The following is a 21,778-nucleotide window of genomic DNA, read 5'->3' as shown; positions in this document are numbered from 1 at the left end:
AAAAGCAGGTAAACAACTTTATCGTATGCGTTGCACGACGATTGAGCGTAGCTTTGCCGACGCAAAAGAGCTAAATGGGTATCGATATGCCCGGTATCGAGGGCTGAAGTCTGTCCAGATGCAGGCGTATCTGACGGCAGCTTGTCAAAACATGAAAAAAATCGCCCATTACCTGACCAAAACAGGTCAGGTAATGGGCGATTTTTATGGAAAACGACGATTTGTTTGTGAAATGTTTACTTGTTTCACTATAAAAAATGAAAAGAGCCTCAGATTGACGAGAACCTTACAGGTTTCTCGTCAATCTGAAAAACGCAGCGAAATATTCGCTGCGTTTTTATTTATATTATTTATCGTTTGAGAAGTTACTTTCCCCAACAGGCCACCATTGGAAGCCTTCTTCAGCAAGAAGAGCATCTGATGCTTTTGGTCCCATTGAACCTGATTCATAGTTCGGGAAGTCTTTTGCTTTGTTTTGTTCCCAAGCTTCTGAAATAGTATCAACAAACTTCCATGATAGAGCAACTTCATCCCAATGTGTAAAGTTTGTTGCATCCCCAAGCATGCAATCGTAAATTAGGCGTTCATAAGCTTCTGGCGTATTCATCTTATCTCCGCAGTTGTTGCAGTAGTTAAGGTTAATTGGTGTAGAAGCCGTTGCTCCTGGTGTTTTACGCGCATTTAGGTGAAGAGTAATTCCTTCTTCTGGTTGAATATGAATTACAAGCAGGTTAGGGTGAATATCTTTACCACGATTGAAATATAAGTTCATTGGTAAATCTTTAAATTGAACAACAATCGTTGTTGCTTTTTCTTTCATGCGTTTACCTGTACGAATATAAATTGGCACACCAGCCCATCTAAAGTTGTCAATCATCAGTTTACCTGAAACGAATGTTGCAGTATTAGATTCTTCATCTACAGAATTTTCTTCACGGTAGCCAATTACTTCGTTTTCTTCCACGATACCTTTTCCATATTGGCCGCGTACAAAGTATTGATCTACCTCATCTATTGACATTGAACGAAGTGCGCGTAATACTTTTACCTTTTCGCTACGAATTTCTTCTGGTGTTAGTTTAATTGGTGGCTCCATAGCTAATAAAGCAACCATTTGTAAGATATGGTTTTGAACCATGTCACGTAGTGCACCTGAAGATTCGTAATAGCGTCCACGATCTTCTACACCAAGCGTTTCACTTGATGTAATTTGGATATTTGAAATATATTGGTTGTTCCAAAGTGGCTCAAATAAAGCATTTGCAAAGCGAATGACTTCGATGTTTTGAACCATTTCTTTTCCAAGGTAGTGGTCAATACGATAAATTTGATCTTCAGAGAAAGCGTGACGAATTTGTTCGTTAAGCTCTTTAGCAGATTGATAATCGTGACCAAATGGCTTTTCAATTACTAGACGGCTCCAGCCTTCAGTAGCTGTTAAGCCTTCATTTTTTAAATTAGACGCAATTGTTCCAAAGAATTCTGGGGCCATTGCTAAATAGAAAATGCGATTTCCAGGAACGTTATATTGTGTATCAAGCTCTTCTGTTAATGTTTTTAACTCTTGATAAGATTCTACGTTTGTAACGTCAAATGGCTGGTAGTAGAAGTGTGAAGCAAACTTATCAATATCAGTGTCTTCTGTTTGCAGATTACCCACAGACTTTTTAACATTTTCACGCAACTCTTCGTTTGTCCATGGTCTTCTGGCTACTCCAACAACTGCAAAATCTTCGGATAGTTTATTTTCTCTGTATAAGCGGAAAATAGATGGAAATAGTTTGCGTTTTGCTAAATCACCTGTAGCTCCAAAAATTACAATAATTGATTTTGGTTGTTCATTTGTCATTGCTTCTAGACCCTCTCTTTGTCAAAATTACGTTTAGTGTACGCTAATATATCTAATATAAAATTGTAACGATTTATAAATGGTAAAGCAAATCTATATGATTTGTAGTTATTATTCCATGTTTTGAATGAGTTTAAAAGTATTTTGTTTGGTAAATGAAAAAAGCTACGCCAATTGAATGGCGGTAGCTAAATTTTGAAAGCGCTATCTGTATTGATATAATGCACCTAATGATTTTTTACCATCTAAAAAAGAATGCGAAGAGTCCGTATATAAAAAAATTGGACAATGTTCTAGCAAAGGGTGCTTTTGAAAGAATAATTTTTCAGAATGATATAGGGTATTTAAATAGACAGGCAAAATTTCTAAGAGGTGAATATAACGCTCTAGTGCTGCATCTTCTGAAATAGTATGGTCAATATAAAAATAAAGTGAAAGTGAATAGAAGCCTTTATTAAATAAAAAAGACGCCAAGCATTCATTACGACTTTTGCTGATATGATCGTAGGCAAATTCTAAACCGACGTAAATGGATGGTATTGACGATTGATGAGATGGGAAAATGGTATATTTTCGAGGAATCATCGGTTCGGTAGGTGTAATTCCTAATCCATATGTGACATCTACTTGGCGGGGACTAGCAATTATCATATAAACCCCTCCTTATATGAAAAGATGCACTCCTTATAGTGTATACAAAAGCGACTTGAACATGACTTCAACTGGAGAGATATGGTGATTATAATGTGCTCTTCACTGAAAGTGTAGAGTTTAGGTACAATAACAAAAGAGTGAATGGTTACACAATGATTAAATATGAAGGGAACGAACGGGATGTCTATTTTAAAAAATGATTGGAATGAGTTATTAAAGGCAGAATTCGAAAAGGAATATTATATCCAACTTCGTCAATTCCTTGTAAATGAATATAATAGTGAAACTGTATATCCTGAACGTTATGATATTTTTAACGCTCTACATTATACCCCTTACAAGGATGTTAAGGTTTTATTATTGGGTCAAGACCCTTATCACGGACCTGGTCAAGCTCACGGTTTAAGCTTTTCAGTTCAGCCCGGAGTGAAAACGCCGCCTTCACTTGTCAATATTTATAAAGAATTACATCAAGAGCTTGGTTGTGAAATTCCCAATAATGGATATTTGATTAAATGGGCTAAGCAGGGAGTGTTGCTTTTAAACACGGTATTAACGGTTCGACGCAGCGAACCGAATTCCCATAAAGGAAAAGGGTGGGAGATTTTCACAGATCGCATTATTGAACTGGTTGCACAAAAAGAGGAACCCGTGGTGTTCTTACTTTGGGGTAAGCATGCGCAAGCCAAGAAAAGCTTAATTACGGGAAATCACCATTTAATTTTAGAGAGTCCTCATCCAAGTCCATTCTCTGCTAACCGTGGATTTTTTGGCAATAATCATTTTCGCTTAACGAATGATTTTTTACAAAAGCATGAGTGTACGCCAATTGATTGGCAAATTGATAACATCAAATCGTGAACATTTATCGAACTACAATTGAATCATCGCTCAGCCTGTGAATTTTTGATAAACTATAAACAGATTAGATTCGCAATGGGCAAAGTAAAAGAGGTGAAATAATGGAAATAAAGTTAGAACAGCTATTAGATAAAATGAGCGCAGAGCTAGCAAAAGCGAAACAAGAAGCGCATCATTCTGCTCGTGTGAGAGATCAATTAATTGCAATTAAAACATTATGTGAACTGGCATTAACGGATGGAAATTCTTCTTCAGTACAACCAACGGCTCCATCAAGCGTTGTTATGCCTTCACAAATTCAAGCTCAGCCTTCGATGCAACAACAAATTATTCAATCATCTACGCAAAATTTTGAAGGGAAAAAGCTTGCTTCAGACGATGCTAACGGGGATAGCTTATTTGATTTTTAAAAAAGGGGTAGAGACATGAAAATCTTTGTTATTTTAGGTGCTATTAATGCAGCTTTAGCTGTTGCGTTAGGTGCATTCGGCGCTCACGGTTTAGAAGGTAAGATATCGGAGAAATATTTAGAGGTATGGAAAACAGGCGTCCAGTATCATATGTTTCATGCTATTGGTTTATTCGTAGTCGCTCTTTTACTTGCAAAAGCTCCTCAGTCATCATTGTTGTCAACGTCAGGTTGGCTTATGATGGCTGGTATTATATTATTTTCAGGTAGCTTATATGTTTTAAGTATATCCGGAATTAAGGTACTAGGTGCCATAACGCCTCTGGGTGGAGTGGCTTTCATCACAGCGTGGATATTGATTGTTATTGCAGCCTTAAAGTGGTGAAAAAAAGCCCCTAGCGTTCAGCTAGGGGCCTTTTATCTATTATCGAGGTGAATAGTTGCTTAATGGAGGTCCGCTACTGTTAAATGGATAGGCATACTGAATTTCCTCATCGAACGTAATATAATCTAAGTAAACCATTAATAGTAAGTAGCGTTTCCCTGTTTGTGGATCACTTAAGATCAAGTGGTCACGCCCAGCAGCTTCAATAATACCTTTAAAGACTTTAGAGTTCCATTGGTTATTATTTTCAAATGTCATATAAACCGTTGCAACTTTTCCGCGGTTTAGACGCAAAATGTTTTCAATATATGACTCTTCTAGTGGTAGCTGACCAGGGGCTTGAGGCGCCCCTGATCCTCCGGAAGGAATTTGAGGAGGCATTTGTCCCGATGGACTTTGTTGCTGACCTCCACCAACTCCTTGTGGCTGTTGATAAGGCGTATAGTAAGGATAGTTATAGCTCATATATGGGTTTTGCATATAAGGCTGGGTCTGATTTTGATTACCTTTTGGCTTTTTCATAGTACCCTCCTTTAATTCTACATGTATTTAGTAAACGCTCGGACAATCTGCTCGAGTTGGTGCAAAAAAGCAATGAGACTTGAATCTTCCGGTATTTGGTTGGTTATACCATGTAGCGGGACAGCTGCCGCCTGGTTTAAAAAAACATAGAGAATTCGTAGCTGGCTGGTGAAAATCTTTCTCCTCTTAATGCACGGCGAGCTAAATCAATTTCTGCTTGCCGTGCACGCTGATAAAAATATCCTTTCTGCGTGGCTTCAAAGCCTCCAGGGCTTTGGAAGACCATCTGTCTAATAGTTCGAATATTTTTAAAGTCTAAACAAGAGGCTCTTGCTCGGTTAACACCCACATTACCTACAAGGAGCATTCCTTGTTTTCCTTCACCTTCAGCTTCAGCTCGAAGAAGTCTGGCTAGAAGCTTAACATCTTCTTCGGTGTGCGCGACAACCGTCATTTCCTCACCTCACTTACCTGTGACGCTATTGTATGTATATGAATAAAAGAAGAGAATATGACCATAAAAAAGCACAAAAAATGCTTCCCCTAATGAGAGGGGAAGCAAAAAGGTTTAGACTGAAAGGAAATGACTGAATCGATCAATTTCAAGTAAGTTACCAACAAAGAAGCTACCAAATTCTCCGTAGCGTGCACTTACCTCATCAAATCTCATTTCATATACGAGTTTTTTAAATTGTAATACGTCATCAGCGAATAGCGTAACGCCCCATTCGTAGTCATCAAAGCCAACAGAGCCCGTAATGATTTGTTTTACTTTACCTGCATATTGACGACCAATCATGCCGTGACTACGCATTAAGCTACGACGCTCTTCCATCGGTAACATGTACCAGTTGTCGTTACCTTGACGGCGCTTATCCATTGGATAGAAGCAAACATACTTCGATTTTGGAAGAGTCGGGTATAAGCGTGCACGGATATGTGGATTTTCATATGGATCTTCACCTGCTGGTAAGTAGTTACTTAGCTCAACAACGGATACATACGAGTAAGCTGGCACGGTAAATTCTGCTAGCTTTGTTTTATTAAATTCATTTTCAATTTCATTTAATTCTTCCATTGTTGGACGTACAAGCATGATCATAAAATCTGCTTTTTGACCGACAATACTATATAGTGCATGACTTCCTTCAGCTGCATTTTCCGTACTTGTCCATTTTTCTGTTAAAGCTAAAAATTCATGGATAGCTGTTTCGCGTTCTTCATTTGATAACTGTTTCCATGCTGTCCAATTAATTGTTCGAAAATCATGAAGAGCATACCATCCATCTAGTGTTTGAGCTGCTTCTGCCATATTCTTTCACTCCTAAATTACAGTATAATGACTTCTAGTTTTACTATATCATAGTTTATCCGAATGATTGGATTGAAAAGCTCATGAATTGTGATTAAAAAAGCACAATTTACGCTATGATAAAAGGGAAGTTGAAAGTATATTTAATTGAATTTTAGGAATTTAAAGACTTTTTATGGTTATCAAATTGTTAAAGGACATGCCTTTGATTTTTTTTCGAAGTGGAGTATCCTATTACGTGGAAACTGTTTTTTAACATATTGAGGAGGACTTAGTTTGAGCAATTTATTTACTGGTTTAAAAGAAAAGGTATCTGCAAGCAATGTATCAATCGTATTCCCAGAAGGTTTAGATGAGCGTGTTCTTGGAGCGGTAGCTCGTTTGGCTGCAGATAAAGTCGTAACGCCAATCGTTGTTGGAAACGAAGAAGAAGTACAAGCTAAAGCAAAAAGCTTGAACTTAATTTTAGATGGAGTGCAAATCTTTGATCCTCATAACTACGATGGATTTGATGAAATGGTAGCTTCATTTGTAGAACGTCGTAAAGGAAAAGCGACTGAAGAAGCGGCGCGTAAAATTTTATTAGACGAAAATTACTTCGGCACAATGCTTGTTCATATGGGTAAAGCAGATGGCCTTGTAAGCGGAGCTGCACATTCAACAGCTGATACAGTGCGTCCAGCGCTACAAATTATTAAAACAAGAGAAGGCGTAACAAAAACATCAGGAGTATTCATCATGGTTCGTGGTGACGAGAAGTACGTATTTGCTGACTGTGCAATTAACATTTCGCCAAACAGCCAAGACTTAGCTGAAATTGCAATTGAAAGTGCACGCACAGCTAACATGTTTGATGTAGATCCACGTGTTGCAATGCTTAGCTTCTCAACAAAAGGATCAGCTAAATCACCGGAAACTGAAAAAGTAGCGGAAGCTGTTAAAATTGCAAAAGAGATGGCGCCAAGCCTAACTTTAGACGGTGAATTCCAGTTTGATGCAGCATTTGTACCATCTGTTGCTGAAAAGAAAGCACCGGGTTCAGATATAAAAGGTGATGCAAACGTATTTGTATTCCCAAGTCTTGAAGCTGGTAATATTGGATACAAAATCGCTCAACGCTTAGGTAATTTTGAAGCGGTTGGTCCTATTCTTCAAGGTTTAAACAAGCCGGTTAACGACCTTTCACGTGGTTGTAACGAAGAGGATGTATACAAATTAGCTTTAATTACAGCTGCTCAAGCACTGTAAAAGCATAAAAAAACGCCGTTAAACGGCGTTTTTTTATGTGTTTAGAACAGAACCTAGTGCTTTTTCATTTCGGTCATACATTCGCTGTAGCTGTGTATCAAACAATTCAAGTTCCGCTGCTTGTAGGGGAATCATTTCTAACGAAGCTCCGGTGGATTGTAATGTTTGGAGCGTTAGCATCATTAGATCGCTTACGGTTAATTCAACGTTTAACAGCTGTGAAAGAGAAGCCATTGTCTCTGGAACAATCGTTGGGTATGTAAACTTTGTCTCAGCTTCTTGTAGGCCTCTTTTGTAAAATTCTTTAATAACACTGGCTCTTTTTGCTCCATCACCTGATACGCAGAGATAAATCTGTACAGCTACTCCACCTCGTACACGACGCTGTGAGATACCTGCAAATTTTTGACCATCGATGCTCAAGTCGTAGCTTCCAGGACAGTACGAACCGACAATTTCTTTTGCTTCAATATCAGTTGTGTGAGAAGCAAACATCGCTTTAATTAAATCAAACATCGCATCATATCCGCGGTCGATATCAATGCCTTTTTCTGCATCCGGAAAGATAAGTGAAATGTTCAGTACGCCTTCATCAAGTACGACGGCTAGCCCTCCAGAGTTACGAACAATTGGTTTATAGCCTTGTTCTTGCAAATAGTGAATGCCCTCGGCTAAATGCGGTAGCTTTGTGTCTTGGATACCAAGAACAATCGTATCGTGATGCACCCAAGAGCGAACCGTAGCTGGAGACGCGTTTCTTCCAACACTTGTGCAAAGCGTATCATCTATCGCGAAAGATTGCTTTGCATCAAAGCCCGGACCTAAGCTTGATTGATCAATGATGCGCCATTTTGGCTGTAGTAAAAGATTTGGTTTATATATAGACATGTTCCATAACTCCTTTATGAAGTAAACGAACATATTATAGCACATTTAAACGTTAGGGTTTGGTATGCCTTAGGTTATAACCCATGAAAAAAGGTGGCATAAGAATGCCGCCTTTGGATTGGTATTATTCAGCTAATTTTTCTAAATTCCCGTTGCGATCCATTTTAAATGAAGTCGCTGAGCGATCCTCTTCATCAAATAACACCAGTTTGCGAGCACGGTTCATGATTTGCATCAATGTTTCATAGTCTTCTTGAATAGTAGTAGCATTTGCTTCAAGTTGAGTTACTTGTTTTTCAAGCTCTTGGATTTTACGATGTAGGTCATCATTTTCCTTACGTAAACGAGAATTCTCATGTTGAATTGCTTGCATGTTTCCAGTTTGGCCTCTAAATGTTTCTAAATAGCGGATGACTACGTCAATCGATAAATCGTCGTTAGAAGTTGTTATAGTAGGGGAAGAGACTGGTATTGCTTCGTACACTTCCTCTGTAACGTTTTCTATACTTGGTGTAGGTGGTGTATATAAAAGCTTTTTCTTACCTTGTTCTTGTCCGAGGGCACGCATGCGTTGCTTACGCTGTTTTTTCGCGAGCTGGAGCGCTTTTTCATACTGATGTCTTACCACGGCATTCCAGCGAAATCCGCAAGCCGCAGACGTACGATTTAGTTCATCTCCAACTTCTTCAAACGCGTTTAACTGAGTGCTTCCTTCTCTTACATGTCTTAAAACTGTTTCTGCTAAAAGTAAATCATTTTCTTCTGTCCACGCATCTTGTCTATCTTTCACGTATTTCACTCCTCATTTTTATATGATTGGTAGCTACCATGTTTTGTAGTATTCAGTATGTACAGATTAGCGTATAGTTATACTATTTTTTCTAGAAGTATGATAGATTTTGGCATTTTTCGAAACTTGCACTCCTATGCAAATAGCGGTAAAATACCCTTTAGGCAAAAAAAGATATGTGTAAGCACTTTTGAAAGGATTGTGTCAGCATGGCAAATGAATTTAGAATTTGTGATGATTGTCAGGCAACAAATGTGAAGACGTTGTTACCTCGACTTCAAAAAATAGATGCATGTGCAGATGTGAAAGTGGGCTGTCAATCGTACTGTGGTCCAGGACGTAAAAAATCATTTGCATTTGTAAATAATCGCCCTGTAGCTGCACCAACAGAGGACGAGCTAATTGAAAAAATTGAGAAAAAACTAAACAAATAAAATAAAATCACCTTTGTTCTAAGCAAAAGGTGATTTTTTATTCTGACTAGGAATTTTTAAACACCTTGTCGAAGAAGACATACTAACAACGTCAAGATAGAGAGGTATGTAAATGGCATATCTAAATGAAAAACTTAGTGAAGAAAAAGTATTTAAAGACCCTGTACATCGCTACATCCACGTACGAGACCGATTGATTTGGGAGCTGATCGGTACATCTGAATTTCAGCGTTTACGTCGAATTCGCCAGCTTGGAACAACCTATTTAACGTTTCACGGTGCCGAACATAGTCGTTTTAATCACTCTCTAGGAGTATATGAGATTGTTCGCCGAATCATTGATGATGTGTTTCGAAATCGTCCAGAATGGGACGATGATGAACGACTTCTTTGTTTATGCGCAGCGCTTCTACACGATTTAGGGCATGGTCCATTCTCTCATTCTTTTGAAAAAGTATTTCACCTTGATCATGAAGAGTTTACTCAAGCGATTATTTTGGGGAATACAGAAGTAAACCGTGTATTGAAAAAAGCTGGAGCAGATTTTCCGAAAAAAGTAGCAGAAGTTATTGCAAAAACGTATAAAAATAAGCTGGTTGTAAGCTTGATTTCAAGCCAAATCGACGCCGATCGAATGGATTATTTACAGCGTGATGCCTATTATACGGGGGTAAGCTATGGACACTTCGATATGGAGCGTATCCTGCGCGTAATGCGTCCACAAGAAGATCAAGCTGTCATTAAGCATAGCGGTATGCATGCAGTTGAGGATTACATCATGAGTCGCTACCAAATGTATTGGCAGATTTATTTTCACCCTGTAACTCGTAGTGCAGAAGTTATCTTAACTAAAATTCTACATCGTGCGAAAGAACTTCATCAAAAATCCTATGAGTTTCGCCAGCCACCTGTTCATTTTTACTCTATTTTTAAAGATGAAATATCGCTCGAAGAGTACTTAAGGCTGGACGAGTCTGTTGTCATGTTTTATTTTCAGGCTTGGCAAGATGAAGAAGATAATATTTTAGCGGATTTATGTCGCAGATTTATGAACCGTAACCTATTTAAATACATTGAGTTCAATCCAAACCTTCAAATGAAGATGTGGATGGAGCTAACAACATTATTTAAAAAAGCTGGAATTGACCCTGATTATTATTTAGTTGTTGATTCATCCAGTGACTTACCGTACGACTTTTATCGTCCAGGTGAAGAAGAAGAACGCTTGCCAATCCATTTGTTGATGCCAAATGATGAAGTAAGGGAGCTATCGCGACAGTCTGAAATTGTTGAATCGATTTCGGGGAAAAAACGAACGGATCACAAACTTTATTTTCCACAAGATTTAATTGACCAGCTATCGTCAAAAAGAAAAGTGAAAGAACAAATTTTACAGCTATTAAAAAGTAATTAGAGTTAAATAGTATAGGAGTTGAAAGGGCTGTGTTAAATGATCACGCGAAGATTATTAAAGTGTTCTCAGCAGCAGGAGAAATTGTAGGGAGAAAAAAGCTCCAAAAAATGATTTTTATTGGAAAAAAGCTAGAGTTTCCTTTTTATGAACGCTATAATTTCCATTTTTTTGGTCCATATTCAGAAGAGCTTACCCTTCGAGTAGAAGAATTGTGTAATCTAGGCTTCTTGCAGGAATTGAAAGAAAATAAGGGTGGCTACATGCAGTACCGATACGCGCTAACTCAGGCTGGAAATGAATTCTTAAGCCATTATGAGCTAGAGTTACCCCACCTAGAGGAAGTCATGACGGATATGAACAACCAGTCTTCAAAATTTTTAGAGCTTGTCTCAACGATTTTATACTTTGATGGGTTATCGAAAGAAGAAGTGAGTGAAAAAGTGTTTACGTTAAAGAGTAAACAGAACTATACAGAAGAAGATATTGAACAAGCATATGCATATATTGAAAATTTAAAAGCAGTGATGTTTGACCGTGTTCACTAATACAAAGCAAAGCCCTCTGCATCCGTTCAGAGGGCTTTGTTCAATGAATAAACGATATGTAGTTTATTGGTCGCTTAATCGTTTACCGTTTACTGCATAGTGGTTTTTTGACATTTCTTCAATAAAAACCGCAATCTTTTCAGAAGGGGCACCTGTTGTTTCAGATACAGCAGCCGTTACTTTTTCAACAAGGGCTCTTTTTTGATCTTCAGTGCGACCTTCAAGCATTTTTACTGTTACATATGGCATACTAATTTCACTCCTTTTCTTCAGTGTCTTCTTCAGTGTAGTCCTTTTACATTGAAAAATACACCCTCATCTAATGATGAAATAATTAAATTATAGTATACTCGATGTATTATTGTAATTCAGAATGATTATAAAGGAGAGAGCGAGTGAATCAATTTTTAGCTTTTCCGCTTGAATATATTCCGTACGTTGCTATTACGCTAATTATCGCATTTACGCTACATGAATTTGCTCATGCTTTTGTTGCATACAAGTTTGGAGACGAGACGGTAAAGAAACAAGGGCGTTTGACACTATCGCCTCTTTCACATTTAGATCCACTAGGAACAATTCTCCTACTGGTAGTGGGATTTGGATGGGCTAAGCCCGTACCAGTTAATCGCTTTTTCTTTAAGAATCCCCGTCTAGCCGGCGTATTGGTTTCAATTGCAGGGCCGCTTAGTAACTTATTCCTTGCATTTTTAGGGGTTCTTGGTTGGTTTTTGATTTTGCAGTTTGCTGGTTATATAGATCCACTATATAAGTTTTTTAATATGTTTATCACCATTAATATTGTTTTATTTTTATTTAATTTGCTGCCATTTCCGCCGCTCGATGGCTACCGTATCGTAGAAGATCTTGTTCCAAACACAGTGCGAGCAAAAATGACGCAGTATGAGTCGTGGGGAATCTTGTTATTTTTAGTGTTGATTATTACACCGCTCGATCGCTATATCATTGCCCCTATATATGACATTGGAATCCCATTTTTTGTTGAGCTATTTCAACAACTTCTGGGACCTTTATTAACTTAAGTAAGGAGCGTTTTAACAATGGATCAACCGAAAAAAAAGAAGAATATTGGATTTAATATTATTAAGAATGATTCAACAGATGGACATGGAGGCTTTGGAGTTGGTGCGCTAAGCTTAGAAAATATTTCACCTGTTTTTGTATGCCCATCAGACGAAGAAGCTTTTGTTGATATCGGTGCGATGCATGCTCGAAGCGTGGTTGAAAAGGGAATTAAGTTTTTATCGAACAAAGACGAAGTTCCTAACGGCAAGCTCTATTGGCTTGTCTGGGTAACCATTGACCGCAATCCAGCAGGCCCTTATTATGCTGGCGTAACGGCATGTGAAATGACCGTAGATCGTGAAATTCGCCGCGGTTATAAGTCGCTTCCAGAGCATGTAAATAAGATGGATAAATCTATGAAGCGTCGCATTATGGTAGACGAAATGGATAATAAGTCAAAAGCAATCTTAAAAGATTTTCTATCTGCTCATGATAAGGAAATATGGGAACGTTCTAGTGATGAACTAAAAGAAGCTTTATCATAAAAAGGAGAGGCCCTCAGCTTAGACTGAGGGCCTCTCCTTTTTAAAACCAATCGCGGAGGCGATGAAAGAATCCATCTTGTTCTTTCTGCTTCTGTGGCGCCTGGTTTTTCTCTTCAGAAACGCCTTTATCGCGACAATACGTAGTCGGTTGGGTACCTGTTAAATAGTATGCTTTATATTTTTTCGAACAGGACTTTGTTGCGATATCCCCCGTTTCGGGGTTAATATTTACGCTGACTAACCCTTTTGGTGCTTTGAATGCTTGTTTCTTCTTTCCTTCAAGCGCATCTTCCATAAACAATGCCCACATTTTTTTTGCATAAGCTTTTTCTTCAACACGCTCAATCTGTTTGCCTTGGTCATAGCCTACCCAAACACCTGATACAAGCTGAGGGGTGTAGCCAATCATCCAGCTATCCGTCGGCGTAGTACCAGATTTACCAGCATAATCTCTTGACAAGTATTTTAGAATTGGCTTTCCAGTTACTGTTGTATAGCCGTTTAATTCTTTTTGGAACATGCCTGTCATCAAATGCGTTGTTAGAAATGCTAATCGCTTGTCAACAATTTGTTTCTTTTCTTGAGGTGCTTCATACACCATGTCTCCATCAGCTGTTTCAATGCGCTTAATGAATGTTGGTGAAATTTCTTTTCCACCGTTTGCAAAAATGCCATATGCATTGACCATATCAATCACGCGAACAGGAGATGTTCCAAGAGCAAGGGACGGTACCTGCTTCAGTGGAGTTGAAACTCCTAATGACTTAGCTGTTTCGACCAATCGGTGCTCCCCGATAAATAAATGTGTTTTAACAGCATAGATGTTATCTGACAGCGCAATAGCCTGTGCTAGTGTAATGGGATTGTTTGCATAGTAGCTGTTATAGTTACTGGGTTTATATGTTGAAACCCCATCATCTAACGTGAAGGTTGTCTCTTCACTTTGCATCGCGGTAGATTCCGTAAAGCCGTCTGCTAAAGCAGCATAATATAAGAATGGCTTCATCGTAGAGCCCGGCTGGCGCACAGCTTGAGTTGCTCTGTTGAATGGGCTTTTCTTATAATCTCTACCGCCAATGAGCGCTTTAACTGCACCTGTTTTTGGATCCATTGCGACAAATGCTGTTTGAATATCAGAATCTTTATTCATAACGGTATTCATTGCTTCTTCTGCTTTCTTTTGCACGTCAATATCAAGCGTTGTGTAAATGCGTAAGCCATTTGAATGAATCATTGCTTCTGTAATTCCCAATTCATTCGTTAACTGAGATAAAGCTGCACTCATGAAGTAAGACGCATCTTGTTTCTTTGCGTTTGCTTCATCTTGTGCTTTTTTTGCATAGAACAAAGGTGTTACAAATGCTTTATCCGCTTCTTTTTGTGAAATTTTTCCTTGGTCAACAAGTAAGTTTAAGATGATGCGCTGACGCTCTTTTGCATTTTCTTCATGAAGCAGAGGAGAATAGTAAGTAGGCCCTTTCGGAATCCCAGCTAGCATACTAGCTTCACTTAGCGTTAAGTCCTTTGCTTTTTTATTAAAATACGTTTTTGAAGCAGCCTCGACTCCATAGGCGCCGTGTCCATAGTAAATGGTATTTAAATAACCTTCAAAAATTTTATCCTTGTCGTAATTAAATTCCAGGCGAATGGTATAAAGCGCTTCTTGGAATTTTCTTGTCCATGTTTTATCGTGTTCTAAAAAAAGATTTCGTGCGTACTGTTGCGTAATTGTGCTAGCACCTTGTACCTTACTCATTGCTTTAATATCGGCAACAATTGCCCCGCCAATACGTTTAATATCAAAGCCGTTATGATCATAAAACCGCTTGTCTTCAACTGCTAATGTAGCTTCTTTAATATTGTCAGATACGCTTTCTAGAGGGACCCAATAGCGTTTTTGACCGTTGTGTAATTCGTCTAATACTTTGCCATTGCTGGAATAGAAAATAGCGGTTTGCGGGACAGTTAGCGTAGGTGGACCAGCGATTTTGGCATATAAAAATATACTGATATAAGCAATCCCAATACATACAGTACATAAAAGTGCAAGAACAAGTAGAATGCGAAAAAGACGTCTAGCTTTCTTAAAGTGTTCAATTAATACAGTTTCCATTGTCATCACCTCATGAGTTAACTCCTTCGTTTCCTAAAAAAGTTACGTTTTAAAGGGTACCCAGATTGATACAGTCTTTTTATTATCAAAAGATTTTTTTACGAGCTAGATCCATTTATTTAAGCCTTTTAATGTGTAGGTTTATATAGGTAGTTTAGGTAAATATAGGATTTTTGAAATGAGGTTATAGCAATTTAAAGGAATATATAGTTTAGTATGAAAAAGAAAAAGCTCTTTTAAACCTAGAAGTCTAAAAAAAACCTTTGCTTTTCACTTAAATTCATCTATACTTTTTTTCATGTTTGTATAAATTATGTTAGGGTAATCTATGCATAGGCTAAATTCTCAAAATAGAAGGGAAGAGTTTAAATGGAATTATGGTTTACTGAGAAACAAACGAAGAATTTCGGAATTACGGCGAAAATTAAGCGCACTTTACATACAGAACAAACTGAGTTTCAAAAGCTAGACATGATTGAAACAGAAGAGTTTGGTAACATGCTAGTTCTTGATGGAATGGTAATGACAACTCAAAAAGATGAGTTTGTTTATCATGAAATGGTGGCACACGTGCCATTATTTACACATCCCAATCCTGAAAATGTCTTAGTAGTAGGCGGCGGAGATGGTGGCGTAATCCGTGAAGTATTAAAGCATCCTAGCGTAAAGAAAGCGACGCTAGTTGAAATTGATGGAAAAGTTATTGAATACTCTAAGAAGTATTTACCGGAGATTGCTGGTGAATTGGAGAATGAGCGCGTTGAGGTAAAGGTCGGCGACGGCTTTATGCATATCGCAGAAAGCGAAAATGAATATGATGTTATTATGGTTGATTCAACTGAGCCAGTAGGTCCAGCGGTGAATTTATTTACAAAAGGCTTCTACGCTGGGATTTCAAAAGCGTTAAAAGAAGACGGAATTTTTGTAGCTCAAACGGACAACCCTTGGTTTACTCCAGAGTTAATTACAAACGTACAGCGTGATGTAAAAGAAATTTTCCCGATTACTCGTCTTTATATAGCAAACATTCCAACGTATCCAAGTGGTCTGTGGACGTTCACAATCGGTTCTAAGAAGCATGATCCGCTAGAGGTTAGTGAAGATCGCTTTATTGATATCGAAACAAAGTATTACACGAAAGAGCTTCATAAAGCAGCATTTGCTTTACCGAAGTTTGTAGCAGATTTAGTAAAATAAGGTGAAGCTTCAATTGGTGGGAGGCTTCATCTCCCGCTCATTGTTAGTGCAACCAATCGGGCTTTTAAGGACAGTGTAGCCCTCTGCTTATCTTCCAGCGATTTTCCCTGAGCTTGGAAGCGGAAGCCTTACTGCCAGTTAAGCTCGGATAAAGTACAAACCATAGACAAGATGTCAGTCAAAAGGCTTGGCGTCTTGTTTTTATGACAAGGAGGCATTCTCATGCGTTTTGATGAAGCATATTCAGGTAATGTATTTATAAAAAGTCACCCTAGCTTTGAAGAAAGCGAAGCCGTACTATACGGTATGCCAATGGATTGGACAGTAAGCTACCGACCGGGGTCTCGCTTTGGTCCAACTCGTATTCGCGAAGTATCAATTGGGTTAGAAGAATATAGCGCATATTTAGATCGTGAGCTTGAAGAAGTAAAATATTTTGATGCTGGTGATATTCCACTTCCTTTTGGAAATGCACAGCGAAGCATCGACATGATTGAGGGCTATATCGATGAGCTATTAGCAGCCGATAAGTTTCCGCTTGGAATGGGTGGCGAGCACTTGGTTTCATGGCCAGTTATGAAAGCGATGTATAAGAAATATCCGGATCTTGCTATCATTCATATGGATGCGCATACGGATTTACGTGAAGAGTATGAAGGTGAACCTTTGTCTCACTCCACACCAATTCGTAAAATTGCCGAGCACATTGGGCCAAGCAACGTTTATTCATTTGGTATTCGTTCAGGTATGAAAGAAGAATTTGTATGGGCGAAAGAGAACGGCATGCATATTTCTAAATTTGAAGTATTAGAACCTTTAAAAGAAATCTTACCTAAGCTAGCGGGCCGTCCAGTTTATGTAACGATTGATATCGATGTGTTAGATCCAGCCCATGCCCCAGGTACAGGTACAGTAGATGCGGGGGGCATAACATCAAAAGAGCTATTAGCATCTATTCATGAGATTGCTAAATCAGATATCCGCGTTGTGGGTGCAGACTTAGTAGAAGTTGCTCCAATCTATGATTCCTCTGAGCAAACGGCCAATACAGCTAGTAAGCTTATTCGTGAAATGATTTTAGGTTGGGTTCAAAAGCGCTAAACAAATATATAGAAGAGTAGGTTGCATTGATAGAAATGCGGCCTACTCTTTTTTACAAGATGAGCGAAAACTTGAAGTATTATTGAATTCTTGTCTCGGAATGTTTATACTATTTAAGTTATAAAGTATTCGTAAAAATTAAGGAAGTGTCTTGAGATGAATAACGCTTCAACGATTAAAAAGCCAATCGCAATTAAGATTGTGACGGACATTCGAGACGGACACATGAAGGAAACAAAGGCGGTTGAGGCTCAAGGAACGTATTATAAAAAAGACGAAGTGGTTTATTTAACGTATACGGAGCATCAAGAAGAAGTAGGGGATATTAAAACGTTACTGAAGATTAAAGAGGATGAAGTAACGATTAACCGTACCGGTGCCGTAAAAATGAAGCAGTCTTTTCGTAAAAAAGTTAAGCTTGAAGGAACGTATATGAGTCCTTATGGCCGTATGGATATGATGACATATGCTCATAACATTGAATATAAAAAGCTCCAAAAAAGAGGTCATCTCTTTTTTACGTACGATTTGACATTGCAAGGTCAATCGGTAGGGAATTACGCTGTAACGATAACATTCAAGGAGGAAGAACATGAACATTGTTGAACAAGTGCAAGGTAAGTTAAAAGCTGAGATTCAAGATGCAGTTGTAAAAGCTGAGTTAGCAACAAAAGATCAGCTACCAGAAGTCGTGTTAGAAGTACCAAAAGATAAAGCCCACGGTGATTATTCTACAAATATGGCGATGCAGCTTGCACGAATTGCAAAAAAAGCACCTCGCGCTATTGCAGAAGAGCTAGTAGCACAGTTTGATAAATCAAAAGCTTCAATTGAAAAAATTGAAATTGCGGGCCCTGGATTTATTAACTTTTACATGAACAACTCATATTTAACAGAATTAATTCCAACCATCTTAAAAGCAGGAGAAGCTTATGGTGAATCAAACGTTGGAAACGGTGAAAAAGTTCAGGTTGAGTTTGTATCAGCAAACCCAACAGGAGATTTGCATTTAGGGCATGCTCGCGGCGCAGCTGTAGGAGATTCTTTATGTAATGTTCTTGCTAAGGCAGGTTATGATGTATCTCGTGAATATTATATCAATGATGCTGGTAACCAAATTAACAACTTAGCGTACTCAGTGGAAGCGCGTTATATGCAGGCTTTAGGTATGGACAAAGAAATGCCTGCCGATGGCTACCATGGTGAAGATATTATCAACATTGGTAAAGAGTTAGCTGAAAAGTATGGAGATCAGTATGCAAAAGCTGATGAAAAAGAGCGCTTTGAGTTTTTCCGCCAGTACGGATTAGATTATGAGTTGGAAAAATTGAAGCGTGATTTAGAGCAATTTCGTGTAAAATTCGATGTATGGTACTCTGAGACATCTCTATATAAAAACGATAAAATTCAAGTTGCGCTTGATACGTTAAAGCAACAAGGTCACGTTTATGAAGAAGAAGGAGCAACATGGTTCCGTTCAACAACATTTGGTGATGATAAAGACCGAGTATTAATTAAAAACGATGGTTCATTTACTTACTTAATGCCGGATATCGCTTATCACCAAGACAAAATTCAGCGTGGCTTTGACAAGTTAATCAACATTTGGGGTGCTGACCACCACGGTTACATTCCGCGTATGAAAGCTGCAATCCAAGCCCTTGGTTATGGAAAAGATACGCTAGAAGTTGAAATTATTCAAATGGTTCAGCTGTATCAAAACGGTGAAAAGATGAAGATGAGTAAGCGTACAGGTAAAGCTGTAACGATGCGAGACCTTGTAGAAGAGGTTGGCTTAGACGCAACTCGCTACTTCTTTGCAATGAGAAGTGGAGACACGCACTTAGACTTCGACTTAGACTTAGCAGTTTCTCAATCCAACGAAAATCCTGTATATTATGCACAATATGCACATGCTCGTATTTGCAGTATCTTAAAGCAAGGTGCTGAAATTGAAGCATTAACAAAAGGAAACGTAGAGTATACGCTAATTCAGTCTGAGAAAGAAATGGACCTACTAAAGAAAATTGGTGAGTTTCCACAAGCTGTTTCTGAAGCGGCAACAAAACGCATTCCTCACCGTATTACAAACTATATCTTTGACTTAGCATCAACGTTCCACAGCTTCTACAACGCAGAGAAAGTTATTGACACAGATAATATCGAAACAAGTAAAGCACGCTTAGAGCTTATCAAAGCAGTGCAGGTTACTCTACAAAATGCATTGAAATTAATTGGTGTTTCGGCTCCTGAAAAAATGTAATAAAAGATCCCCTTTCAAAGGGGGTTTTTTTATATCTTTAGCGTAGCTCCACCAATTCTTTTTACACCGCGAATTTTGGATAAGTCCTCTACAAGCTTTAATAGTGCTTGGTCTTTTAGTTTCGCTTCAATCATCACATCAAAATTTTGATTCAGCTCTTTGGCTAGTTGGAAAAAAGGCTTCACAAACTCAGAAGATACGTAATCAGCATGACTGCGAAATGCTTTTTCGGACTTTGGTGAAGAGATATGTACCTTAGGTCTGATATTTACATGCTTCCAGGTTTCAAAAATCCGTGGTAGTAAATCTTCAAGAGGCTGTGTTCCCAAGTTTGCTTGATGGTGGTGAAAGTCAAATACAAGCGGAATTTGCTCTTTTTCACAAACTTCTAACGTTTCTTCTGTTGTGTAGGTTTTATCATCGTTTTCAAGCGTCATCTGCTTTTTAATATGCATTGGAAGCTTCTTTAAGTTTTGTTGAAAACGCTCCAAGGCCTTAACCTTATCTCCGTAGGCTCCACCAACATGAATGTTAATTAACGATCCATCTACCACATCCATTGCTTCTAGCATTTGATAGTGATAGTTCATATCTAAAACAGCATTGTCAGTAATCTGCGGCTTATCACTCGTAAACAAAGTGAACTGGTTAGGATGAAAGCTTATCCGTAGATGATGAGACTTTACTAAGTGACCAAGTTCTTTCCATTCTTGTTGAAAAGGTGTTACAAAATCCCATGCGACTTCAGGATGAGTAGCTAAAGGAACAAGGGAAGAAGAAAGACGGTAAAGCATGATTTCATGTGCAATGTTATAATGTAAAGCTCGTTTTGTATGGTACAAGTTCTGTTGCGTAACTTCATATAACTTCTCTATGCGTTCCTCTTTTGAGAGTTTACTCCAGCGTGCAAACGTTAACGTTTTTGCAGGTGAGCAGTCCCACAAGGACAAAGCGTGGGAAACATAGCCAAATCTGACATTCATGTCTGTTAACTCCTTTTCATAGCTATAAAAGTGGGGATATAAACGTAGCTACCCCTTGTTTAAATTTATCAAACCAAGTCCGCTTTTTTATATCAGATAAAGAAAGAAGAGGACAGTCGTGTAAAAAGGTGTGGAACGTTTCTTTTACATGCTTAATAAAAACAGGGTCAAAGATAAAGCAATTGATTTCTCCGTTTAAAAACAAGCTTCTTTTATCAAAGTTAGCAGTTCCCACATCACAAATTCGCTCATCAGCAATCATAACTTTTCCGTGATAGAAACCATAATAAAATTGATGAATCTGGCACCCCGCTTCGACTAAAGCAGGAAGATAAGAGAAGGCTGCATCGCGAACGAGTGGGTGATCTGCTCTCATTGGGATAAGGATATACACCGTTACGCCTCGTTTACGCGCTTTTAAAATAGCCGCCATTAAAGATTCTGTTGGGATAAAATAAGGAGTTCCAATACAAAGTTCATTTTTTGCTTCATTGATGATGTGCAAGAAATGATCTTCTAAGGAAACACCTTCCGTTGAGCGGAATTGCACGATTTGCATAGAGGGGTCTTTTATTTGTCTGTCAATTACCTCTTCGTGCTGCTCTTCATCGTTCATAGATGAGCTCCAATCTCTTAAAAACTGCGTTTGCAAATCATTTACTGCTTCTCCCGTTACTTTTAAGTGATAATCTTTCCACGTTCCTAATGTGGGATCTAAGCCTAAATATTCTTGGCCAATATTAAACCCTCCAATGTAGCCGATGGACTGGTCGATAATAGTCATTTTTCGATGATTCCTTGCGTTTATTGTATAAAATAAATAAGGGAATTTTAGCCGACGACTAAATGAAAACTTCACTCCGCAAGCCAGAAGGTGTTTTCTCATCTTCCGATTGAGCTTTATGCTACCGATGCGGTCAACGAGTAGCCGAACGTCAACTTGCTGATTTGCCTTTTCGCAGAGAAGATCCACAAATTTTTTGCTAACCTCATCGTTTTTGACAATATAAAAAGAAATGTGAATGGAATGTTTTGCTTGTTCGATTGATTTAAACAAGTCATTGTAAAACTTCGTTCCATCAGTGAAAAGTTTGAGAGATGCTTGACGCATTGGAAATGTACGCTCTTTTTGCATGAGTTCCTTTTTGCCAACACCTAAATCAATGGCAAACCATGCGACAATCAAAATAACGATTAAAATAATTACAGTAGCCAACATTTCCTTTCCCACCCTCCATC

General features: G+C 38.4%; 24 protein-coding genes and 1 pseudogene. 14 read left to right on the top strand and 11 right to left on the bottom strand.

What is annotated here, in order from left to right:
- The coding region (locus tag AS180_RS23485) for a transposase (RefSeq protein WP_226372933.1) at positions 1-361 on the top strand (361 nt) is incomplete at its 5' end.
- On the opposite strand, the gene zwf is transcribed toward AS180_RS23485, so the two are convergent.
- Both zwf and AS180_RS05970 read right to left on the bottom strand, forming a co-directional pair.
- On the bottom strand, positions 347-1,849 hold the full coding sequence (gene zwf, locus AS180_RS05975) for a glucose-6-phosphate dehydrogenase (RefSeq protein WP_025908700.1): 1,503 nt from the start codon (positions 1,847-1,849) through the stop codon (positions 347-349). The genes AS180_RS23485 and zwf overlap by 15 nt on opposite strands.
- Before the next feature lie 204 nt (positions 1,850-2,053).
- On the bottom strand, positions 2,054-2,500 hold the full coding sequence (locus AS180_RS05970) for a staygreen family protein (RefSeq protein ID WP_025908701.1): 447 nt from the start codon (positions 2,498-2,500) through the stop codon (positions 2,054-2,056).
- 183 nt (positions 2,501-2,683) lie between these two features.
- On the opposite strand from AS180_RS05970, the gene AS180_RS05965 reads away from it, so the two are divergent.
- The 3 genes from AS180_RS05965 to AS180_RS05955 all read left to right on the top strand — a co-directional run bounded on the left by AS180_RS05965 (position 2,684) and on the right by AS180_RS05955 (position 4,158).
- The gene (locus AS180_RS05965; RefSeq protein ID WP_025908702.1) at positions 2,684-3,364 is read left to right on the top strand and encodes a uracil-DNA glycosylase; all 681 of its coding nucleotides are present in this window, start codon (positions 2,684-2,686) and stop codon (positions 3,362-3,364) included.
- A gap of 101 nt (positions 3,365-3,465) precedes the next feature.
- Positions 3,466-3,774: a YwdI family protein gene (locus AS180_RS05960; RefSeq protein ID WP_025908703.1), complete on the top strand. Its 309-nt coding sequence runs from the start codon at positions 3,466-3,468 to the stop codon at positions 3,772-3,774.
- A 15-nt stretch (positions 3,775-3,789) separates the two neighbouring features.
- Entirely contained in the window at positions 3,790-4,158 is a 369-nt protein-coding gene (locus AS180_RS05955) for a DUF423 domain-containing protein (RefSeq protein ID WP_025908704.1), read from the top strand.
- 39 nt (positions 4,159-4,197) lie between these two features.
- Here AS180_RS05955 and gerQ read toward each other — a convergent pair whose 3' ends face one another.
- The 3 genes and pseudogenes from gerQ to hemQ all read right to left on the bottom strand — a co-directional run bounded on the left by gerQ (position 4,198) and on the right by hemQ (position 5,992).
- Positions 4,198-4,680: a spore coat protein GerQ gene (gerQ, locus tag AS180_RS05950; RefSeq protein WP_025908705.1), complete on the bottom strand. Its 483-nt coding sequence runs from the start codon at positions 4,678-4,680 to the stop codon at positions 4,198-4,200.
- Positions 4,681-4,707: 27 nt separating this feature from the next.
- Positions 4,708-5,134: pseudogene (locus AS180_RS05945) on the bottom strand (cell wall hydrolase).
- Positions 5,135-5,248: 114 nt separating this feature from the next.
- The gene (hemQ, locus tag AS180_RS05940; RefSeq protein ID WP_025908706.1) at positions 5,249-5,992 is read right to left on the bottom strand and encodes a hydrogen peroxide-dependent heme synthase; all 744 of its coding nucleotides are present in this window, start codon (positions 5,990-5,992) and stop codon (positions 5,249-5,251) included.
- Between the two features lie 276 nt (positions 5,993-6,268).
- Between hemQ and pta the strand changes: the two genes are divergently transcribed.
- Entirely contained in the window at positions 6,269-7,240 is a 972-nt protein-coding gene (gene pta / locus AS180_RS05935) for a phosphate acetyltransferase (RefSeq protein ID WP_025908707.1), read from the top strand.
- Between the two features lie 33 nt (positions 7,241-7,273).
- On the opposite strand, the gene AS180_RS05930 is transcribed toward pta, so the two are convergent.
- Together AS180_RS05930 and AS180_RS05925 are read right to left on the bottom strand one after the other, a co-directional pair.
- Entirely contained in the window at positions 7,274-8,128 is an 855-nt protein-coding gene (locus AS180_RS05930) for an octanoyl-[GcvH]:protein N-octanoyltransferase (protein ID WP_025908708.1), read from the bottom strand.
- A 124-nt stretch (positions 8,129-8,252) separates the two neighbouring features.
- Positions 8,253-8,918 (bottom strand): RsfA family transcriptional regulator, encoded by a 666-nt coding sequence (locus AS180_RS05925; protein ID WP_025908709.1) that lies wholly within the window; start codon positions 8,916-8,918, stop codon positions 8,253-8,255.
- A 209-nt stretch (positions 8,919-9,127) separates the two neighbouring features.
- Here AS180_RS05925 and AS180_RS05920 point away from each other — a divergent pair, with 209 nt between their 5' ends.
- From AS180_RS05920 to AS180_RS05910, 3 genes are all read left to right on the top strand, one after another.
- Positions 9,128-9,352 carry a YuzB family protein gene (locus tag AS180_RS05920; protein ID WP_025908710.1) on the top strand — a complete coding sequence of 75 codons (225 nt, stop codon included), beginning with the start codon at positions 9,128-9,130 and terminating at the stop codon, positions 9,350-9,352.
- A gap of 112 nt (positions 9,353-9,464) precedes the next feature.
- Positions 9,465-10,766, top strand: a complete 1,302-nt coding sequence (locus AS180_RS05915) for an HD domain-containing protein (protein WP_025908711.1) — start codon at positions 9,465-9,467, stop codon at positions 10,764-10,766.
- A gap of 29 nt (positions 10,767-10,795) precedes the next feature.
- Positions 10,796-11,311, top strand: coding sequence for a YwgA family protein (locus AS180_RS05910; RefSeq protein WP_025908712.1), 516 nt, complete (start codon positions 10,796-10,798; stop codon positions 11,309-11,311).
- A gap of 63 nt (positions 11,312-11,374) precedes the next feature.
- On the opposite strand, the gene AS180_RS05905 is transcribed toward AS180_RS05910, so the two are convergent.
- Positions 11,375-11,560 (bottom strand): 2-hydroxymuconate tautomerase, encoded by a 186-nt coding sequence (locus AS180_RS05905; protein ID WP_025908713.1) that lies wholly within the window; start codon positions 11,558-11,560, stop codon positions 11,375-11,377.
- A gap of 146 nt (positions 11,561-11,706) precedes the next feature.
- On the opposite strand from AS180_RS05905, the gene AS180_RS05900 reads away from it, so the two are divergent.
- Positions 11,707-12,354, top strand: a complete 648-nt coding sequence (locus tag AS180_RS05900; RefSeq protein WP_062686540.1) for a site-2 protease family protein — start codon at positions 11,707-11,709, stop codon at positions 12,352-12,354.
- Positions 12,355-12,372: 18 nt separating this feature from the next.
- The gene (locus AS180_RS05895; protein WP_025908715.1) at positions 12,373-12,882 is read left to right on the top strand and encodes a YwhD family protein; all 510 of its coding nucleotides are present in this window, start codon (positions 12,373-12,375) and stop codon (positions 12,880-12,882) included.
- A 40-nt stretch (positions 12,883-12,922) separates the two neighbouring features.
- On the opposite strand, the gene AS180_RS05890 is transcribed toward AS180_RS05895, so the two are convergent.
- Positions 12,923-14,995 (bottom strand): transglycosylase domain-containing protein, encoded by a 2,073-nt coding sequence (locus AS180_RS05890; RefSeq protein WP_025908716.1) that lies wholly within the window; start codon positions 14,993-14,995, stop codon positions 12,923-12,925.
- A gap of 369 nt (positions 14,996-15,364) precedes the next feature.
- Here AS180_RS05890 and speE point away from each other — a divergent pair, with 369 nt between their 5' ends.
- The 4 genes from speE to argS all read left to right on the top strand — a co-directional run bounded on the left by speE (position 15,365) and on the right by argS (position 19,556).
- Positions 15,365-16,192: a spermidine synthase gene (gene speE / locus AS180_RS05885; RefSeq protein WP_025908717.1), complete on the top strand. Its 828-nt coding sequence runs from the start codon at positions 15,365-15,367 to the stop codon at positions 16,190-16,192.
- A gap of 222 nt (positions 16,193-16,414) precedes the next feature.
- The gene (speB, locus tag AS180_RS05880; protein ID WP_061785339.1) at positions 16,415-17,293 is read left to right on the top strand and encodes an agmatinase; all 879 of its coding nucleotides are present in this window, start codon (positions 16,415-16,417) and stop codon (positions 17,291-17,293) included.
- Positions 17,294-17,449: 156 nt separating this feature from the next.
- The gene (locus tag AS180_RS05875) at positions 17,450-17,899 is read left to right on the top strand and encodes a YwiB family protein (protein ID WP_062686539.1); all 450 of its coding nucleotides are present in this window, start codon (positions 17,450-17,452) and stop codon (positions 17,897-17,899) included.
- Positions 17,886-19,556, top strand: coding sequence for an arginine--tRNA ligase (argS, locus tag AS180_RS05870; protein WP_062686538.1), 1,671 nt, complete (start codon positions 17,886-17,888; stop codon positions 19,554-19,556). The genes AS180_RS05875 and argS overlap by 14 nt, the downstream gene beginning before the upstream one ends.
- 29 nt (positions 19,557-19,585) lie before the next feature.
- Here argS and uvsE read toward each other — a convergent pair whose 3' ends face one another.
- Together uvsE and cls are read right to left on the bottom strand one after the other, a co-directional pair.
- On the bottom strand, positions 19,586-20,539 hold the full coding sequence (uvsE, locus tag AS180_RS05865) for a UV DNA damage repair endonuclease UvsE (protein WP_025908721.1): 954 nt from the start codon (positions 20,537-20,539) through the stop codon (positions 19,586-19,588).
- Positions 20,540-20,561: 22 nt separating this feature from the next.
- Complete coding sequence (gene cls, locus AS180_RS05860) at positions 20,562-21,758, bottom strand: cardiolipin synthase (RefSeq protein WP_035320294.1); 1,197 nt, start codon at positions 21,756-21,758, stop codon at positions 20,562-20,564.
- Positions 21,759-21,778: the final 20 nt, after the last annotated feature.

The sequence above is a fragment of the Priestia veravalensis genome (assembly GCF_001457055.1).
Taxonomy (GTDB): Bacteria; Bacillota; Bacilli; order Bacillales; family Bacillaceae_H; genus Priestia; species Priestia flexa.
This window is presented reverse-complemented; position numbering and strand designations above follow the sequence as displayed.

What these genes read in the sequence shown, in the direction of transcription:
- zwf (WP_025908700.1), bottom strand. Translation starts at nt 1,849, where the DNA reads ATGACAAATGAACAACCAAAATCAATTATTGTAATTTTTGGAGCTACA.
- AS180_RS05970 (WP_025908701.1), bottom strand. Translation starts at nt 2,500, where the DNA reads ATGATAATTGCTAGTCCCCGCCAAGTAGATGTCACATATGGATTAGGA.
- AS180_RS05965 (WP_025908702.1), top strand. Translation starts at nt 2,684, where the DNA reads ATGTCTATTTTAAAAAATGATTGGAATGAGTTATTAAAGGCAGAATTC.
- AS180_RS05960 (WP_025908703.1), top strand. Translation starts at nt 3,466, where the DNA reads ATGGAAATAAAGTTAGAACAGCTATTAGATAAAATGAGCGCAGAGCTA.
- AS180_RS05955 (WP_025908704.1), top strand. Translation starts at nt 3,790, where the DNA reads ATGAAAATCTTTGTTATTTTAGGTGCTATTAATGCAGCTTTAGCTGTT.
- gerQ (WP_025908705.1), bottom strand. Translation starts at nt 4,680, where the DNA reads ATGAAAAAGCCAAAAGGTAATCAAAATCAGACCCAGCCTTATATGCAA.
- hemQ (WP_025908706.1), bottom strand. Translation starts at nt 5,992, where the DNA reads ATGGCAGAAGCAGCTCAAACACTAGATGGATGGTATGCTCTTCATGAT.
- AS180_RS05930 (WP_025908708.1), bottom strand. Translation starts at nt 8,128, where the DNA reads ATGTCTATATATAAACCAAATCTTTTACTACAGCCAAAATGGCGCATC.
- AS180_RS05920 (WP_025908710.1), top strand. Translation starts at nt 9,128, where the DNA reads ATGGCAAATGAATTTAGAATTTGTGATGATTGTCAGGCAACAAATGTG.
- AS180_RS05915 (WP_025908711.1), top strand. Translation starts at nt 9,465, where the DNA reads ATGGCATATCTAAATGAAAAACTTAGTGAAGAAAAAGTATTTAAAGAC.
- AS180_RS05905 (WP_025908713.1), bottom strand. Translation starts at nt 11,560, where the DNA reads ATGCCATATGTAACAGTAAAAATGCTTGAAGGTCGCACTGAAGATCAA.
- AS180_RS05895 (WP_025908715.1), top strand. Translation starts at nt 12,373, where the DNA reads ATGGATCAACCGAAAAAAAAGAAGAATATTGGATTTAATATTATTAAG.
- AS180_RS05890 (WP_025908716.1), bottom strand. Translation starts at nt 14,995, where the DNA reads ATGGAAACTGTATTAATTGAACACTTTAAGAAAGCTAGACGTCTTTTT.
- speE (WP_025908717.1), top strand. Translation starts at nt 15,365, where the DNA reads ATGGAATTATGGTTTACTGAGAAACAAACGAAGAATTTCGGAATTACG.
- speB (WP_061785339.1), top strand. Translation starts at nt 16,415, where the DNA reads ATGCGTTTTGATGAAGCATATTCAGGTAATGTATTTATAAAAAGTCAC.
- AS180_RS05875 (WP_062686539.1), top strand. Translation starts at nt 17,450, where the DNA reads ATGAATAACGCTTCAACGATTAAAAAGCCAATCGCAATTAAGATTGTG.
- argS (WP_062686538.1), top strand. Translation starts at nt 17,886, where the DNA reads ATGAACATTGTTGAACAAGTGCAAGGTAAGTTAAAAGCTGAGATTCAA.
- uvsE (WP_025908721.1), bottom strand. Translation starts at nt 20,539, where the DNA reads ATGAATGTCAGATTTGGCTATGTTTCCCACGCTTTGTCCTTGTGGGAC.
- cls (WP_035320294.1), bottom strand. Translation starts at nt 21,758, where the DNA reads ATGTTGGCTACTGTAATTATTTTAATCGTTATTTTGATTGTCGCATGG.